General features: G+C 69.6%; 17 protein-coding genes and 1 pseudogene. 9 read left to right on the top strand and 9 right to left on the bottom strand.

Annotated features, from left to right (window positions below; all coding sequences use genetic code 11):
• Positions 1-165: 165 nt before the first annotated feature.
• Complete coding sequence (locus NO889_RS11165) at positions 166-1,032, bottom strand: sulfurtransferase (protein ID WP_256412325.1); 867 nt, start codon at positions 1,030-1,032, stop codon at positions 166-168.
• Positions 1,033-1,189: 157 nt separating this feature from the next.
• Between NO889_RS11165 and NO889_RS11170 the strand changes: the two genes are divergently transcribed.
• Positions 1,190-1,996 (top strand): sulfurtransferase, encoded by an 807-nt coding sequence (locus NO889_RS11170; RefSeq protein WP_256412326.1) that lies wholly within the window; start codon positions 1,190-1,192, stop codon positions 1,994-1,996.
• Positions 1,997-2,177: 181 nt separating this feature from the next.
• Entirely contained in the window at positions 2,178-3,971 is a 1,794-nt protein-coding gene (gene ilvD, locus NO889_RS11175; RefSeq protein ID WP_256412327.1) for a dihydroxy-acid dehydratase, read from the top strand.
• Between the two features lie 71 nt (positions 3,972-4,042).
• On the opposite strand, the gene NO889_RS11180 is transcribed toward ilvD, so the two are convergent.
• On the bottom strand, positions 4,043-4,300 hold the full coding sequence (locus tag NO889_RS11180) for a DUF7999 family protein (RefSeq protein WP_256412328.1): 258 nt from the start codon (positions 4,298-4,300) through the stop codon (positions 4,043-4,045).
• A gap of 125 nt (positions 4,301-4,425) precedes the next feature.
• Entirely contained in the window at positions 4,426-4,821 is a 396-nt protein-coding gene (locus NO889_RS11185; protein WP_256412329.1) for a winged helix-turn-helix transcriptional regulator, read from the bottom strand.
• A 69-nt stretch (positions 4,822-4,890) separates the two neighbouring features.
• Between NO889_RS11185 and NO889_RS11190 the strand changes: the two genes are divergently transcribed.
• From NO889_RS11190 to NO889_RS11200, 3 genes are all read left to right on the top strand, one after another.
• Positions 4,891-5,340 carry a DoxX family membrane protein gene (locus NO889_RS11190; RefSeq protein ID WP_256412330.1) on the top strand — a complete coding sequence of 150 codons (450 nt, stop codon included), beginning with the start codon at positions 4,891-4,893 and terminating at the stop codon, positions 5,338-5,340.
• Positions 5,341-5,454: 114 nt separating this feature from the next.
• On the top strand, positions 5,455-5,937 hold the full coding sequence (locus NO889_RS11195) for a VOC family protein (protein WP_256412331.1): 483 nt from the start codon (positions 5,455-5,457) through the stop codon (positions 5,935-5,937).
• 84 nt (positions 5,938-6,021) lie between these two features.
• Positions 6,022-6,144 (top strand): DUF7989 family protein, encoded by a 123-nt coding sequence (locus NO889_RS11200; RefSeq protein WP_256412332.1) that lies wholly within the window; start codon positions 6,022-6,024, stop codon positions 6,142-6,144.
• On the opposite strand, the gene NO889_RS11205 is transcribed toward NO889_RS11200, so the two are convergent.
• Positions 6,145-7,068 (bottom strand): hypothetical protein, encoded by a 924-nt coding sequence (locus NO889_RS11205; RefSeq protein ID WP_256412333.1) that lies wholly within the window; start codon positions 7,066-7,068, stop codon positions 6,145-6,147.
• A 225-nt stretch (positions 7,069-7,293) separates the two neighbouring features.
• On the opposite strand from NO889_RS11205, the pseudogene NO889_RS11210 reads away from it, so the two are divergent.
• Positions 7,294-7,486, top strand: a pseudogene (locus tag NO889_RS11210) (succinylglutamate desuccinylase/aspartoacylase family protein); the annotation flags it as partial.
• On the opposite strand, the gene NO889_RS11215 reads toward NO889_RS11210, so the two are convergent.
• Positions 7,483-7,722, bottom strand: a complete 240-nt coding sequence (locus NO889_RS11215; RefSeq protein ID WP_256412334.1) for a DUF6199 family natural product biosynthesis protein — start codon at positions 7,720-7,722, stop codon at positions 7,483-7,485. The pseudogene NO889_RS11210 and the gene NO889_RS11215 overlap by 4 nt on opposite strands.
• Positions 7,723-8,595, bottom strand: a complete 873-nt coding sequence (locus NO889_RS11220) for a M48 family metallopeptidase (protein ID WP_256412375.1) — start codon at positions 8,593-8,595, stop codon at positions 7,723-7,725. It abuts the gene before it with no gap.
• A gap of 287 nt (positions 8,596-8,882) precedes the next feature.
• Here NO889_RS11220 and NO889_RS11225 point away from each other — a divergent pair, with 287 nt between their 5' ends.
• The 3 genes from NO889_RS11225 to NO889_RS11235 are packed head-to-tail and all read left to right on the top strand — an operon-like array spanning position 8,883 to position 13,175.
• On the top strand, positions 8,883-10,001 hold the full coding sequence (locus NO889_RS11225; RefSeq protein ID WP_256412335.1) for an ABC transporter ATP-binding protein: 1,119 nt from the start codon (positions 8,883-8,885) through the stop codon (positions 9,999-10,001).
• Positions 9,998-12,136 (top strand): ABC transporter permease family protein, encoded by a 2,139-nt coding sequence (locus tag NO889_RS11230; protein WP_256412336.1) that lies wholly within the window; start codon positions 9,998-10,000, stop codon positions 12,134-12,136. Before NO889_RS11225 ends, NO889_RS11230 begins: the two co-directional genes overlap by 4 nt.
• Entirely contained in the window at positions 12,129-13,175 is a 1,047-nt protein-coding gene (locus NO889_RS11235) for an ABC transporter permease (protein WP_256412337.1), read from the top strand. Before NO889_RS11230 ends, NO889_RS11235 begins: the two co-directional genes overlap by 8 nt.
• Before the next feature lie 246 nt (positions 13,176-13,421).
• On the opposite strand, the gene NO889_RS11240 is transcribed toward NO889_RS11235, so the two are convergent.
• From NO889_RS11240 to NO889_RS11250, 3 genes are all read right to left on the bottom strand, one after another.
• A complete protein-coding gene (locus NO889_RS11240; RefSeq protein WP_256412338.1) occupies positions 13,422-13,841 on the bottom strand; it encodes a toxin-antitoxin system TumE family protein in 420 nt (139 codons plus the stop codon).
• A gap of 2 nt (positions 13,842-13,843) precedes the next feature.
• Complete coding sequence (locus NO889_RS11245; protein ID WP_379787041.1) at positions 13,844-14,362, bottom strand: DUF7342 family protein; 519 nt, start codon at positions 14,360-14,362, stop codon at positions 13,844-13,846.
• A 97-nt stretch (positions 14,363-14,459) separates the two neighbouring features.
• Positions 14,460-15,272 carry a DUF2797 domain-containing protein gene (locus NO889_RS11250; protein WP_379787043.1) on the bottom strand — a complete coding sequence of 271 codons (813 nt, stop codon included), beginning with the start codon at positions 15,270-15,272 and terminating at the stop codon, positions 14,460-14,462.
• Positions 15,273-15,331 lie beyond the last annotated feature (59 nt).

Below are 15,331 nucleotides of genomic sequence, written 5' to 3' on the forward strand. Positions count from 1 at the left end.
CCTGCTCCGCGGGTCGCTCCGCTACGAGGCTTCGCTCGCGTTGCTCACTCAGCCTCGCCCTTCTCACGGGTCGTTTCACTCCCCGTTCGATATTCCGAAGTCAACTCCTTCGCTACGCTCAGTCGTCGACTTCGCCCCGCTCCGCTACGAGGCCTCGATCCTTCGTCACTCGGCCTCGCCCTTCTCTATCGGCGCACCGACCAGATTGCCCCACTCGGTCCAGGAGCCGTCGTAGTTGACCGCGTCCTCGTACCCGAGCAGCTCGTGGAGCGCGAACCACGCGACCGACGAGCGCTCGCCGATCCGGCAGTACGCGACCGTCGTCTCGTCGCCGTCGATGCCGTACTCCGCGTACAGCTCCTTCAGCTCCTCTGCGGTCTTGAACGTCCCGTCCTCGTTCGTGACGACCGACCAGGAGACGTTCTGCGCGCCGGGGATGTGACCGCCGCGCTGGGCGGTCTCGTTGAGTCCGGGCGGGGCGAGCACCTCGCCGCTGAACTCCTCGGGCGACCGAACGTCGACGAGCGGAAGCCCGCGGTCGATCGCGTTCTCGACGTCCTCGCGGTACGCGCGGATGGACTCGCGCGGGCCGGACGCCTCGTACTCGACCGCGGCGTACTCGGGGACCTCGTCGGTCGTCGGGTAGTCGTTCTCGAGCCAGTACTCCCGGCCGCCGTCGAGGAGCTTCACGTCGTCGTGGCCGTAGTACTTGAACTGCCAGTAGGTGTACGCCGCGAACCAGTTCGCGTTGTCGCCGTACAGCACCACCGTCGACTCCTCGGAGATCCCGTGGTCGCCGAGCAGCGCCTCGAAGTCGCCCTTCTCGAGGACGTCGCGCGTGGTCTGGTCCTGGAGGTCGGTCTCCCAGTTGAAGCCGATCGCTCCGGGGGCGTGGCTCTCGTCGTACGCCTCGGTGTCGACGTCGACCTCCACCAGCCGGAGGTCGGGGTCGTCGCTCCCGAACTCGTCGAGTCGCTCTTCGACCCAGTCGGCCGAGACCAGCACGTCGTTCGCGTAATCGGAATCGCTCATTACATCCACACGTACGGGTCGCCCCCGTATATCCCCCACCCTCACGGCACGCTCGGCCGCTCCTCGGCGATCGCGGCAACATCTTCCCGTTGGATTCGAGCGAGGAAGGGATCGCCCGGAAGGGAGGGGTTAAACCGACGGCTCCGAACGACGAGACATGAACGACCGGATCGTCGACGTGGAGTGGCTCGCCGAGCGGCTCGACGCCCCGAACGTCGTCGTGGTCGACGTGCGCGACGCCTGGGAGTACGAGGGGATCGGCCACGTTCACGGCGCGGTCAACGTCCCGTTCGACACGTTCCGCGCCGAGGAACACGGCGCGGCCGAGGCCGGCATGCTCCCCGGCGCGGACGCCTTCGCCGCGATCGCCGAGGCCGCCGGGATCGACCCCGACGACGACGTCGTCGCCTACGACGACACCCACGGCGTCTTCGCGGCGCGCTTCCTCGTCACCGCCGAGCTGTACGGTCACGACCCCGCGAGGCTCCACCTGCTCTCCGGCGACTACTCCGTCTGGAACCGCTCGCAGCCGACGACGACCGACGAGTCGGACGTGACTTCATCGACGTATCCGGCCGCGTTCCGAACCGACGGCCCGCTCATCGACCGCGAGACGATGGCGGCCGCCGTCGACGACCCGCACGCGACGATAGTCGACACTCGCGAGGCGTGGGAGTACGAGGAGGGCCACATCCCCGGCGCGGTCCGGCTCGACTGGCGTGAACTCGTCGACACCGACGCCCGGACGGTCCGGCCCGAGGCGGAGCTACGGGAGCTTCTGGCCTCTCGCGGCATCGACCCCGACGACCGGGTCGTCCTCTACTGTAACACCGCGCGCCGCATCAGCCACACCTACACCGTCCTCCGCGCGCTCGACTATCCCGAGATCGCGTTCTACGAGGGGAGCCTGACCGAGTGGGAACGGGAGGGCGGCCGGCTGGAGACGGGCGAGAGCGACGACTGAACGGAGCGAAGGAGTCGGTCTCGTAGCCGAGCGGCGACGAAGGAGCCGCGAAGCAAGGTACGAGTGACTCACTCGACGGAACCGTTCAGAATTGCGGAACCGAGCGACCGATCGCCGCCCCGGTTCCGGACGGACTTGTTCGGGTGGGTTCGTTTAAGACCCCCGAGCGACAGGTACGACTATGAGCGAACAGCAGCCGCGACCCGACGGGGAGGAACGCTCCCGACGGCGTGCGGACGACGCGGATCGATTCGCGGGCGAGAAAGGGGAGAGCCTCCGGAGCCGGGACGTGACCGAGGGTGCCGACCGGGCCCCACATCGGTCGATGTTCCGCGCGATGGGCTTCGACGACGAGGACCTCTCCTCGCCGATCGTCGGCGTGCCCAACCCCGCGGCGGACATCACGCCCTGTAACGTCCACCTCGACGACGTGGCCGACGCCGCCCTCGACGGGATCGACGACGCCGGCGGGATGCCCATCGAGTTCGGCACCGTCACCATCTCCGACGCCATCTCGATGGGGACCGAGGGGATGAAGGCGAGCCTGATCTCGAGGGAGGTGATCGCCGACTCGGTCGAGCTCGTCTCCTTCGGCGAACGGATGGACGCCCTGGTCACCGTCGCGGGCTGTGACAAGAACCTGCCCGGCATGATGATGGCGGCCATCCGGACGGACCTGCCGAGCGTCTTCCTCTACGGCGGCTCGATCATGCCCGGCGAACACGAGGGACGCGACGTGACGATCGTCCAGGTGTTCGAGGGCGTCGGCGCGTACGCCGAGGGCGACATGAGCGGCGAGGAGCTCGACGAACTCGAGCGGCACGCCTGCCCCGGCGCGGGCTCCTGCGGGGGGATGTTCACCGCCAACACGATGGCGTCGATATCGGAGGCGCTCGGTCTCGCGCCGCTCGGCTCCGCCTCCGCGCCCGCGGAGAACGAGGAGCGCTACGAGGTGGCCGCGGAGGCGGGCGCGCTCGTCATGGACTGTATCGAGAACGACCGCCGTCCGTCCGACATCCTCACGCGGGAGTCCTTCGAGAACGCGATCGCCTTACAGACCGCGATCGGCGGCTCGACGAACGGCGTGTTACACCTGCTCGCGCTCGCCGCGGAGGCCGACGTCGACCTCTCGATCGAGGACTTCGACGAGATATCGAAGCGGACGCCGAAGATCGCGGACCTCCAGCCCGGCGGCTCGCGCGTGATGAACGACCTCCACGAGATCGGCGGCGTCCCGGTCGTGATCCGCCGCCTGCTCGAGGCGGATCTGTTCCACGGCGACCAGCTGACCGTCACCGGCAACACGATCGAAGAGGAGATCGCCGAACTCGAGGCGGACGGCGCTCTCCCCGACGACGACGCGATCGACGCGGACTTCCTCTACTCCGTCGACGACCCGAAGGAGGCGGAGGGCGCGATCAAGATCCTGGACGGGAACCTCGCGCCGGACGGCGCGGTCCTCAAGGTGACCGGCGACGACGCGTTCTACCACGAGGGGCCCGCGCGGATCTTCGAGAACGAGGAGGACGCGATGGAGTACGTCCAGTCCGGTGAGATCGAGTCCGGCGACGTGATCGTCATCCGGAACGAGGGGCCGACGGGCGGTCCCGGCATGCGCGAGATGCTCGGCGTGACCGCCGCCGTCGTCGGCGCGGGCCACGAGGAGGACGTGGCGCTGCTCACCGACGGGCGCTTCTCGGGCGGGACGCGCGGTCCGATGATCGGCCACGTCGCCCCGGAAGCGGCCGTCGGCGGCCCGATCGGCTTCCTCGAGGACGGCGATCACGTCACGGTGGACATCCCGAACCGCGATCTCACGGTCGACCTCTCCGAGGAGGAACTCGAGGAGCGCGCGGCGGGCTGGGAGGCCCCGGAGCCCCCCTACGAGGGCGGCGTGCTGGCGAAGTACGGTCGCGACTTCTCTTCGGCGTCGATCGGTGCGGTGACGAACCCTCGGCTCACGCCCGACGAGTAACGGAGCGCGGTCGACGGAGGTCCGCGGCGCGGCCGACCGTCGATCCGTTCCGTGGCGGGGATTCGGTTCTTCTATCCTTCCAGCTCGACACCGCCGTCGGTCTCCGCGGCGTGAACCGACTCGGCGCGCCAGACGTTGCTCCGACGCCCGGCACGGGAGAGCTCCATCTGGACGACGGAGCCGGCCGGGAGGTCGGCGACGCGCTCGCGAGCGGTCCCGTCGGCGTAGTCGACGATGTGGTACGTCTCGTTGCGTGGATGCGCACGTACTGCGGCGTGATCGTGATCGTTCTGTTCGGAAACGACGGTGAACTTGTTTGACTTCGCCATCTTACACCTACATAATTGGAAACCCTACTTCAAGACTTCGTATAGTTACTCGGGTGATGCGGGAGGAGCTAATAGGAATATAAGGTCGGCGAGGCGACGAGCCCCGATGCGAGTCACTCGGCGCGCTACGCGTTACACTCGGCGAGCCACTCTTGGGCCCACTCGTCTATCTCTGCGAAGACGGGCGCGAGCGATTCGCCCTTCTCGGTGAGGCTGTAGTAGGTCGCGACGGGCGCGTCCTCCTCCATTCGACGGTCGACGAACCCGGACTCCTGGAGGTCGTCGAGCACGCGAGAGAGCGTGCGGGCGTTCGCATCGGTCTCGCGTTTGAGCTCGTTGAACCGTCGCTCGCCGTTCTGTAGCTCGTAGAGGACGACGAGCCGCCACTGCGAGCCGATCTGTTCGATCGAGTCGACGATCGGACAGGGGGTATCGACCGCCGCCTCGTCGATCGCTTCCTCGTCCGTCGGCGCCGTGGCGTCGGCCGTCGGGTCCGACTCCGCGAGATCCTGTGATGACATGGGTGTTACCTACTAACCGTTTTGTCCGGGAATCGATATATAGGTTGCGTTCGTACATGTAGTTACACGATGTTAGCTGAATTCACGACGCTACCGCTCCAGCTCGACGCGCCGTTCGCCGGCGAACTGTTCCTGCTCGGTCGCCTCCTGTTCGGCGGCGTGCTCGCGTTCATGGGACTGAATCACTTCATGAACGTGGACGGGATGGCCGGCTACGCCGAGTTCAAGGGGCTCCCCGCACCGCGCTTCTCGACCGTCGCCTCGGGCGCGCTGCTCGTCCTCGGCGGGCTCGGGGTCGCCGTCGGTGCGTTCCCCGTCCTCTCGGCTGGCGCGCTCGCGGTCTTCCTCCTCGTCTCCGCGGTGACGATGCACGACTTCTGGTCGGTCGACGACCCCGAGGAGCGCCAGAACGAGCTGACGGGCTTCCTCAAGAACCTGTACGGTGCCGGGGCGGCGCTCGCGCTGCTCGCCGTCGGCGGCTCCGCGTGGCCGTACGCGATCGGCATCGGCCTCCTCTAGGTCGCCTCGTCGCACCTCGTCCCGCTTCCGATCGCTCGATCGCCCGAACGGTCGATCGTTCGCGAACCGATCTCTCCAGCCAACGCCTTTCACGGTGGACGTTCACGTCCCGCTATGGGTGACGCGCCACCGACCACCGGCTTACACCACGTAACGAACGTCTGTACGGACATGGACGAGACCGTCGCGTTCTACGAGGACGTCCTCGGCTGGCACACGGTCAAGCGGACGCAGAACTACGACGATCCGGGGACGCCCCACTACTACTTCTCGTCGACGCCCGAGGGCGAACCGGGCACGAACGTCACGTACTTCGAGTATCCCGACTCGCGGGGAAACCCCGGTCCCGGCGCGAGCCACCACTTCGCGTTCGGCGTCGACGACGAGGAGACGCTCCGCGAGTGGCGGTCACACCTCCGCGAGCGGGGGGTCAACGTAAGCGAAGTCAAAGACCGCACCTACTTCAAGAGCATCTACTTCAGCGACCCCGACGGACTCGTCTTCGAGCTAGCGACCGGCGGCCCCGGCTTCACCCGCGACGAGGACGAGCCCGGCTCCGAGGAGATCGACCCGTTCGAGCGGGGGTACTCCCGGTAGACGCGAAATGCCTTATATAATATAAGGACTCGTTATCTCTTTTCACGAAGCGTTAATACTCGGATCCGCGCTACAGCCGCTACCATGACCGACGCCGACCGCGACACGATGAAGGACGTCTCACACACCGCCCCGAACGACACCTCCGCGCGGGCCGTCTGGGAGCGAGGTCGAGTTCCGGTCGAAGAGGAAGAAGAGGAGGAGTGATCACTCGCCGTCGCGACCTCGGCGGCCGTCTCCGTCCCCGTCTGCCGTCTTCTCGCTCGGCTCGAACGGTTCCGCCAGCGACGCTTCGGGCGGCTCCCTCCCGAGCATCGCCCGCAGCGAGGACCACGCCTCGCTGCGGTCCGCTCCCTTCGACAGTTGGACGCCGTCGAACGAGGCGGCCGCGTGTCTCCTCTCCGGACCGAGGTGGTCCATGTGCGCGGCGATCCAGGTGAAGCCGCCGCCGAAAAGGGTCAGGACGGCGAACGAGACCCACGACGCCGCCGGCGAGAGCCCGGCCGCGCCGACCGCGACGCCGGCGACGACGTAGACGAACGCGAGGAAGACGAGAAGCACCGTCACCGTCGCGAGCAGGTCGTTGACCGCGGTGACGCGGGCGTTGTAGTCGATCCACTCGGCGTAGCTGCGGAGCAGTCGCTCGTCGAATCCGGGCGGTCGGTCCTCCGTCCCGTCGACGCCCGACTCCTCGGATCCCGTTCGCCCGCGCTCGGCCGCGATCACCGCGTCCACGTCCGCGATGCTCAACCCGCCGCGGAGGTCGGAGGCCGTGTACGTGACCGCGGCCAGCCCGGTCGAGACGAGCAGGAGGATCCCGCCGGCGAGCGTGAAGGGATTGAGGAACCCGCCGAGGTCGACTTCCGTCTGGACCACGATCGACCCGCCGGTGACGACGATCCCGATGAGCACGAGGTTGGCCTTGAGGATCTCGATCGCCTTGGTGTCGATCTCCCTGAGACGTTCGACCTGGTAGGTGAACGCCGTCCGCAACTCCTCGCGGACCGTCGCGGCGACCGCGGGATCGATCTCCGGGCCGGATCCGCGGTCGGGACCCGGCCCGACACCGGACTCCGGTACGGAGCCCGCCGACGACTCGGGCCCCTCTTCTCCCGCCGATCCCTCGCTCATACGGACCTCGTTATCGAAGCGACGTCGTAAGGCTACCGCCGACCCGGTCTCGGTCCGATGCGGATCCGGCACCGGCCCGACGACGCTCCGTCACCGTCCCGCCCGCATCCGCCGCTCGTCCGCCGTCGGCACAGCAGTTTTCCCCCGTCCTCGTGACTCGCTCGCATGAGCGAGCCGCGTGCCGAGCCGGAGCCGTTCCGCTACGACGCCGAGGTCGACCCTGGCGAGAAGCGCGTCGTCCGCGCGCCCTTCGACGGGCTGATCCTCGGGGCCCTGGAGAACCCGGTCGCCGCCCCCGGTCACCCGCTCTGTCACCTTCTTCGGCTGGATCGGGAGACCCGACGCGAGATCGAACGGCAGATCGACCGCGGCGAGTTCGACGGCTACCGCGCACGGCGACGCCTGGGCGGACGGCTAGACCGAAAACGCCCGGTAGCCGACGACCGCGGCGACCGCGAGACACGCGACGCCGAGCCCGCGGACGATCCAGAGCCACCGATCGGGGACGGACGCGTCCGTTCCGTACTCCCCTCCCCGACGGTGATCGGGGCCGACGAACACGGAGAGCCGGACGGCCGCCCGCGGCGCGGCGATCAGGAGGAGTCCGAACAGGGTACCGATGGCGACCGCGAGGAGTTCACGGATTCCCGTCATCTACGACCGGAGTCGCTCGACGCGTTTCTCCATCGGCGGGTGCGTGGAGACGATCCGCTGGAGCAGCCCGCGGTCGGGACTGGAGATACAGAGCGCGCTCACCTGCCGGTCGACCCCGGCGTCGCCGGAGCCTCGGCCTCCGCGCCCGCGGCCGCCGCGTCCCGTCGAGCCGCGCGTCCGCCGTCCCGTCGACCCTCCCGGCCGGTTCCCCTGGTGGATCTTCTCGAGGGCGCGGGCGAGGGGTTCGCCCGAGCCGACCGCGCGTCTCGCGTCGGCGTCGGCGACGTACTCGCGGTACCGCGAGATGGCGAGCACGAAGATCATCACGATGAACTGGACGACGTTCCCGACGACGATCGCGAGGAAGAAGTCGGCCAGATCGTTCTCGCCGGTGAACAGGACCGCCCACTGCGCCGCGATGGCGACGATCGACGCGATCCCCTGTCCGAGCTGCATCGTCACGACGTCGCGGTTGGCGATGTGGGCGAGCTCGTGGGCGAGCACGCCCTCCAGTTCGTCGTCCGCGAGCAGCCGGACCAGCTCCTCGGAGACCACGACCACGCCCGCGCCCTTCCGGCCGACGGCGAACGCGTTCGGAACTCCCATCCGGGCGATCTTCAGGGTCGGCTTCTCGATCCCCATCTCTCGGGAGTGCGTCTCCACCGTCCGGTGGATCCGGGGGTACTGACTCTCGGGCAGGTCCTCCGCGCCGACGCTCCGGAGCGCCGCCCACTTGCCGACCTTGTACTGGACGCCGACGAGGAGGACGCTGCCGGCGACCGCGAGCGGCAGGATCCCCTCCCCGAACAGCACCATCGCGGCCGCGACGGCGACGAGGTAGAACCCCGCGAGGATCGCGCCGACGACGGCCATCCGTAGCGTGAGTCCGACGTGTCTCACGGGTTATGGACGTGGTCGGCCGGACGCGATCGCGCCCCGACGAGGGCGTCCGATTCCACGGTCGGTACACGTCTCGAGCGCTGGATCGAACACGGGCGGGGGGTGAACGGTCGATCGTTATCAGCCTTCCGGCGGCATGCGTCGTCGCCGTCCGGACTCCGTTCTCGCGGTTCGGACTCCGTTCTCGCGGTTCGGACTCCGTTCTCGCGGTTGATACCCGCGGGCGTGGGTTTAACCCGATCCTCCTCGGAGCCAAGCCCATGATAACCGTCGACGCCCTCGAGAAGACGTACGGCGGGTTCGCGGCGGTCGTCGACAGCACTTTCTCGGTCGCGGAGGGCGAGGTGTTCGGGATCGTCGGCCCGAACGGGGCCGGCAAGACGACGACGCTGAAGGTCCTCGCCGGGCTGATCGAGCCCACCTCGGGCGAGGCGCGCGTCGCAGGCTACGACTCCACGGAGCCGGCGATGCGGCACCACCTCGGCTTCCTCCCCGAGGAGTCGCCGCTGTACGAGGAGATGACGGCGACGTCGTACCTCCGCTTCTTCGCCGACCTCTACGAGGTTCCCCGGTCCGTCGCCGACGAGCGGATCGAGCGCGCGCTCGACCGGCTGGACCTCGACCACCGCGACCGGCGGCTCGGCGACGTCTCGAAGGGCATGAAACGGAAGGTCGCCATCGCGCGGTCGCTGGTCAACGATCCCGACGTGTTGGTGTACGACGAGCCCGCGTCCGGACTCGATCCGGTGACGACGAACTCGGTGCTGGAGTTCACCCGCGAGCTGCGAGCGGCGGGCAAGACCGTCGTGTTCTCGGCGCACAACCTGTATCACGTCGAGTCCGTCTGTGACCGCGTCGTCATCATGAACGAGGGGCGGATCGTCGCCCGCGGCACCGTCGACGGGATCCGCGAGCGACACGGAGAGACGACCTACCACGTGTACACCGACGTACCGCCGGAGGCGGCCGTCGGGGAGGCCGGCGACGCCGAGGAGTTCGGAGACGACGGGACGCTCGGGGACACGGAGGAGATCGGCGACCGGTACCGCACGGTCGTGCCGTCGATGGACGCCGTCGAGCGGGTGCGCGAGGCCGTCTCGGCCGCCGGCGGAGCCGTCGTGGACATCCGCACTCGGGAGCCGAGCCTCGAGGACGTCTTCCTCGATCTCGTTGGGCGACCGATGCCGGGGCGACGGGGCGGCGTCGAAGCCGCCGAGAACGGCACAGCCGGCGGATCCGGTGACGGAGACGCCGACGCATCCGAAGGTCGAGACCGCGATCACGCTGGCGACCGAACCCGCGACGGCGACCGAACCCGCGACGGCGACCGAACCCCCGCCGAGCGGGCGGAGGCGGCGACGAGCGAGGGGGCCGAGTGATCCGGCGGGCGGCCCGGCGGGTCCGGCGAGTCACCCGTTGCTCTCGACGCGTCGGTCGCGTCGCCAGGTGGGAGGCCTCGCGGGCGACGGGCGGGGTCGACCGCCGAACCCTGCTGGCCGCGCTCGCGTTCCTCGCCGTCGCCGGGGGCGTCGTCGGTGCGGGGGTCGCCACCGACGCCGTGGGACTCGACGTGGACCGCGACGTCTATCGCGTGGGGATCGACCCGGCGTCTCCGTACGCTGACGCGGTCGAGGCCGAACCCTCCCTGACCGCCGTGCCGGCCGAGGAGGCGACGCTCGGATCGACGGCCGACCTGATCGTTCGGGACGGCCGCTCCGACGGCGGTCCGACCGGCGTGTTCGTTCGCGCGGTCGACACGCCGAAGGGCGAGGCCGCGGCCGCGTCCTTCCGGGAGGCGGTCGACGCCCACAACGAGCGGCTGATGGCCGCGGAGCCGAACGAGACCGCCGCGTTCCCGGTCACGGTCACGCTCCGGTACGCGGCCCGCGGCTCGGCGCTCGCGGACGGGGAGACGGTCGGCGAGGGCGACGGCGGAGACGCACGGGACGGCGGACTCGCCGCCACCGACGGGGACGAAAGCGGGGACGGAAGCGGGCGCGACGGAAGCGAAACCGATGGGGGCGGAACGGCCGGCGGCGACGATTCCGGAACCGGGGACGGCGGTGACGACGATTCTGGAGACGGGACAGCCGGCGGCGACGATTCCGGAGACGGGGACGGCGGTGACGACGATTCCGGAGACGGGGACGGCGGCGACGACATCGACGACGGTGGAGGCGGCGACGACGACGGTGGAGGCGGCGGCTGGTGGCCCTTCGGCAACGGTGACGGATCCGGCGGCCTCGCCGTCCCCTCGATCGGCGGCGGGGCGTTCGGCGCGAACTCGGCCGGGTCGCCCGGATCGATCACGCCGCCGTTCCCGTTCGCGTCGCTCGTGTTGGCGTTCGCGTTCCTCGTTCCCATGAACTTCCTCGCGCAGGCGTACGGCTCGTCGGTCCTCGCGGAGCGGACGAACCGCCGGGGCGAGCCCCTGCTCGTCACGCCCCTGTCGCCGACGGAGATCGTCGCGGGCAAGACGCTGCCGTACGTCGCGGTCGCGGTCGCCGCGACGGCGCTGATCGCGATCGCCGTCGGCGGCGGGGCGGTCTCCGTGCTCGCGGTGTTCCCGATTGCGGCGACGTTCCTCGCCGCCACCTTCGTCGGCGCGGTGTTCGCGCGGTCGTTCAAGGAGCTCACTTTCGTCACGGTCGCGGTGAGCGTCCTCCTCACCTCCTACGCGTTCGTCCCCGCGATCTTCACGAACGTCACGCCCGTCGCGCTGATCTCGCCGCTCACGCTCGTCGTCTTCGACCTCCAGGGCGAGGCGATCTCGATCGGGGAGTTCCTCTTCGCGACGGGGCCGACCGCGATCGCCGCCGTCCTGCTCTTCGGGCTCGGGCTCGGCGTCTACCGCGAGGAGGACCTCTTCACCCAGAAGCCCGTGGCGCGCAAGTTCCTCGACGCGCTCGTGGTCCGGCTCTCGCCCGTCGGCGAGGGGGTTCGTGAGTCGCCGGCGACCGGGATCGCGGCACGGATCCCGAGGCGGGTCCGCGGGCTCGTCGCGGTCGCGTTCCTCACCGCGTGTACGATCCCGTTCGTCTTCGTCGCGGAGCTGCTCGCGGTCGCGGTGTTGTTCGCGCTGCCCGTCACCGTCTCGATCCCCGTCCTGCTCGTCGTCATCGCGTTCGTCGAGGAGCTCGCGAAGAGCGTCCACCTCTACGCCGGGTTCGAACGCGGCGTCTTCGCCCGGACCGACCGGGTCGCGCTCGCGGTCGGACTCGCCTCCGGGCTCGGCTTCTTCCTCGCCGAGAAGGCGACCGCGGTCGTCCAGGCGGTCGGGCTCACGGAGCTGTACGTCGGCCGGGCCGCCTTCGGCTCCGTTGCGGGCGTCGCGGGGCTCTCGCCGCTCGTGCTCGTCGGGCTCTTCCTCGCGCCGCTCGCGCTCCACGGCGTCACGGCGTCGCTGTCGGCGGTCGGCGCGCGGCGGAACCGAACCACATACGTCCTCGCGCTGGCGGCCGCGACGCTGGTCCACGCCGCGTACAACGTCGGGGTGGTGAGCCTCCATGGGTAGCCGACTCACGGTCGCGAGACGGGAGATCGCCGGGCTGCGTGCGGAGAAGACGATCCTCCTCGCGATCGGCATCCAGCTGTTCATCGCCGCCTTCTCCTCGTTTCTCGTCGTCGGGCTCGTCTCGATGTACGACCCCGGCGCGCTCGACGGCGCGGAGGTCGAGGTGGCGGCCGCCGGCGACGCGGTCGCCGACCTCGAACATGCCGCCGCCGAAGTGCCCGGCGCGTCGGTGACGCGCTACGAGGACCCGGCCGCGGCGCGGGCCGCATTCGACCGCAACGCGGCCGACGCGACCGCGATAGCGACGCGCGACGAGGGGGGCGGCGTGTCGGTCGCGGTGACCGCGCCCGACGCCACCGTCGAGACGACGGTGATCGTCGTCCAGCTCCGGGACCTGTTGCGCACCTACGAGCGGATCGAGCGCGTCGAGCGCGCCGACTCGCTGAGCCGGCCCCCGCTTCCCGTGCCCGATTCGACCGGAACCAGCCCGTACTTCACGTTCACGTACACGGTCCTGATCCCCGTGTTGGTGTTCCTCCCCGTGTTCATCTCGGGGTCGCTCGTCGTCGACTCGATCACCGAGGAGCTGGATCGGGGGACGCTCGAGCTGCTCCGGGTCGCGCCCGTGACGATCGGCGAGATCGTCGACGGGAAGGCGCTCGCGGCGGTCGCGATCGCGCCCGGACAGGCCCTGCTCTGGCTGCTGCTCCTCGAACTCAACGGCACCCCCGTCGCCAACGTCCCGACGATCCTCCTCCTCATGACCGCGCTGACGACGCTCGTCGTCGGGGTCGCCGCGGGGATCGCCGCGGCCGCGCCCGACCGCCGGGCCGCGCAGTTCCTCTACTCGGTCGCCGTGCTCGTCCTCTTCGGCGGCGCGACCGCGGTGGCGGGCGGCCCGACGAACGCGGTCGCACGGCTCGCGATCGACAGCGCCGATCCGGCGACGACGCTCACGGTCGTCGTCTACGTCGCGCTCGCGGCCGTGGCGTATCTCGGCGTCCGGCGACTCATCACCGCGAACGGGATCGGGGAGTGACGGAAGCCGTACATTGAACGCGGTGGCGCGATCCCGGTTCGCGCCCGCCGGGCGCGAACCGGGCGCGAGGGAGTCGGCTCGGCGTTCGTAAACGCCGAGCCCACCCGGCAGGGGGGGCGTGGGGGGGGGGGTTGCGTCAAGTGGGGGGGGGTTGTGTTGGGCGGAGTCGTGTGGGGCAGAACTCCGAGAAGATCTCTTCGGTCACCCTGCCGAGCGCATCGGAGCCTGCGTCCGTTATCGCCGTTCTCACAGCGTCTCGATACGTTCCTCGAGGCGATCCACGACGAGACGACACACGTCCCGGTGGTCGACCGGCCACTGGGCGTCCCGCGCGTCGGTGCGAGTCGTGTCCGGTGGCGGATGGAAGTGGCTCCGCGCGTTGTGGACGTTCGGGTGGCGGTCCCACCGACACGCCCAGACCCCGCCTCGTCGGTCCTCCCGGTAGTGAATGGAGAAGTCGTCGTTGCGATACCAGCGGACCTCGAGGCGAGCCGAGCCGTCGCTCGGATAGTAGTCGTCGGAGAGGTCGATCCGGAGATGGCGGTTTCCGTCCTCGAGGATCTCCGCGGATTCGGTCAGTCGACTTCCGGAAAACCGAGAGCGGATCCGTGACAGCACGGATCGGTCTATCGGCGCGGGGCTCGCGCCGTCGTCTGCCGGCACCATCGTTAGCCGTGTGAGGGGGCCGTCGAGCCGGCGACCTTTCTCCGGGCGCGTTCGTGGAGGCGACGCTCCTCGAGTGCGGTGGTCCACTCGCCGAGATCCGCGTACACGTCGTCGATCCGCCCCGCGTCGAACTCGAGGACGTCGACGTCGGCGGGCGAGTCGGCGCCGTATTCGTCGCGAAACGCCTCGATCCGACCCGTCAACTCCGAGACGCCGGACTGTAGCTCGTCGACGGTACGTTCCCGCGCCAGCGTGTTCACCCGCCGCCACTCGAAGTAGTCGTCGTTGCGTTCGTACCGGACCGGCCGACCCTCGTGGCGGACGACGATGCCGAGGTCGGCATAAAAGGAGAGATGTGTCCGCGCCGACTCCGCCGAACAGTCCGCTCGGTCGGCGATCTCGGCGGCCGCCATCGGCTCTCTCGCGTGTAGTACCGCCCCGTACACGCGCTGTTTCGTGTCCTCGCCCTCGAACGGTCTCTCGAACGGAGGCGGACCGTCGCGACGGGGGTCGTCCATCACACTCGTTCCAACGACGCTCTCACAAATATATCTTTCTGCGGACCAAATATGTCGTTTAGATCCGAGGTCGAGGGCGCCCGAACTCGCCGCCTTCAGGTCACCCGCCGAACGCGCCCAGGCTCGACTGGAGGTCGCGGTCTGGCACCGTCTCGGTGAGTTCGTACCCGACCAGCTCGCGGGCGTCCACCGCGTACGTCGACCCGTTGCGCTCGAGCACCAGCACTCGGCCCTTCCAGCCGCGGACCGTCCCCGCCGCCATCGTCTCCGCGACCGGCCGCTCGTCGAGGGCGAGCCCGTACTCGAAGTCGAACCGCTCGATCGGGTCGAACCGGTCGACCAACGCCGCCCACGCCTCGCCGTCGACTGCCCGCCCGAACCCGTCGAGCTTCGTCGGTACCCGGACGCGGTCGACGAGGTCCGGCCCGCTCGCGAGTTCGGCCTCGACCTCGCGGGCGACCCGGCCGTCGGGGAACGTCCGGACGTGCGCCGCCCGGTCGGCCCCCTGCTCGCGGAGGCGCGTCTTGAGCCGCCACAGCCGGGTGACGCCCACCTTGAACGTGTCCGGCGCGAACGCCGCGAGGTACATCGCGTGTTCCTCGTGGCAGTCCATCTCGTCTTTGAGACACGTCCCGGTACACCGCGCGCACACCCAGACGCTCGAGTGGGCGTCACAGTATGGGGCCGCGTCGGCGTTACAGGGGACGTGGCCGCCGTCGTGGACCGTCCCGGCACACCGGCGCTCGCCGAGCCCGAAGGAGAGGTCGGTTCCGGGGGCCGCCTCGACGAACTCCACGTCGCCGGCGGCGGCGACGTAGAGCCCGCCGGCCGCACTGCTCACGGACCCGTCTCCGCTCCCGGATCCGTCGCCACCCTCGCCGACGCCGCCCGTCTCGTACCCGACGACCTGCACGGTCGAGATAGGCGAGTCGGCGACTAATAACGTTCGCCCGATCGGCGCGAACCGCGGTT

Source organism: Halorubrum rubrum (assembly GCF_024494685.1).
GTDB lineage: Archaea > Halobacteriota > Halobacteria > Halobacteriales > Haloferacaceae > Halorubrum > Halorubrum rubrum.

What these genes read in the sequence shown, in the direction of transcription:
- NO889_RS11165 (WP_256412325.1), bottom strand. Translation starts at nt 1,032, where the DNA reads ATGAGCGATTCCGATTACGCGAACGACGTGCTGGTCTCGGCCGACTGG.
- NO889_RS11195 (WP_256412331.1), top strand. Translation starts at nt 5,455, where the DNA reads ATGGGTGACGCGCCACCGACCACCGGCTTACACCACGTAACGAACGTC.
- NO889_RS11170 (WP_256412326.1), top strand. Translation starts at nt 1,190, where the DNA reads ATGAACGACCGGATCGTCGACGTGGAGTGGCTCGCCGAGCGGCTCGAC.
- NO889_RS11215 (WP_256412334.1), bottom strand. Translation starts at nt 7,722, where the DNA reads ATGACGGGAATCCGTGAACTCCTCGCGGTCGCCATCGGTACCCTGTTC.
- NO889_RS11205 (WP_256412333.1), bottom strand. Translation starts at nt 7,068, where the DNA reads ATGAGCGAGGGATCGGCGGGAGAAGAGGGGCCCGAGTCGTCGGCGGGC.
- NO889_RS11185 (WP_256412329.1), bottom strand. Translation starts at nt 4,821, where the DNA reads ATGTCATCACAGGATCTCGCGGAGTCGGACCCGACGGCCGACGCCACG.
- NO889_RS11220 (WP_256412375.1), bottom strand. Translation starts at nt 8,595, where the DNA reads ATGGCCGTCGTCGGCGCGATCCTCGCGGGGTTCTACCTCGTCGCCGTC.
- NO889_RS11240 (WP_256412338.1), bottom strand. Translation starts at nt 13,841, where the DNA reads ATGGTGCCGGCAGACGACGGCGCGAGCCCCGCGCCGATAGACCGATCC.
- ilvD (WP_256412327.1), top strand. Translation starts at nt 2,178, where the DNA reads ATGAGCGAACAGCAGCCGCGACCCGACGGGGAGGAACGCTCCCGACGG.
- NO889_RS11190 (WP_256412330.1), top strand. Translation starts at nt 4,891, where the DNA reads ATGTTAGCTGAATTCACGACGCTACCGCTCCAGCTCGACGCGCCGTTC.
- NO889_RS11235 (WP_256412337.1), top strand. Translation starts at nt 12,129, where the DNA reads ATGGGTAGCCGACTCACGGTCGCGAGACGGGAGATCGCCGGGCTGCGT.
- NO889_RS11225 (WP_256412335.1), top strand. Translation starts at nt 8,883, where the DNA reads ATGATAACCGTCGACGCCCTCGAGAAGACGTACGGCGGGTTCGCGGCG.
- NO889_RS11200 (WP_256412332.1), top strand. Translation starts at nt 6,022, where the DNA reads ATGACCGACGCCGACCGCGACACGATGAAGGACGTCTCACACACCGCC.
- NO889_RS11180 (WP_256412328.1), bottom strand. Translation starts at nt 4,300, where the DNA reads ATGGCGAAGTCAAACAAGTTCACCGTCGTTTCCGAACAGAACGATCAC.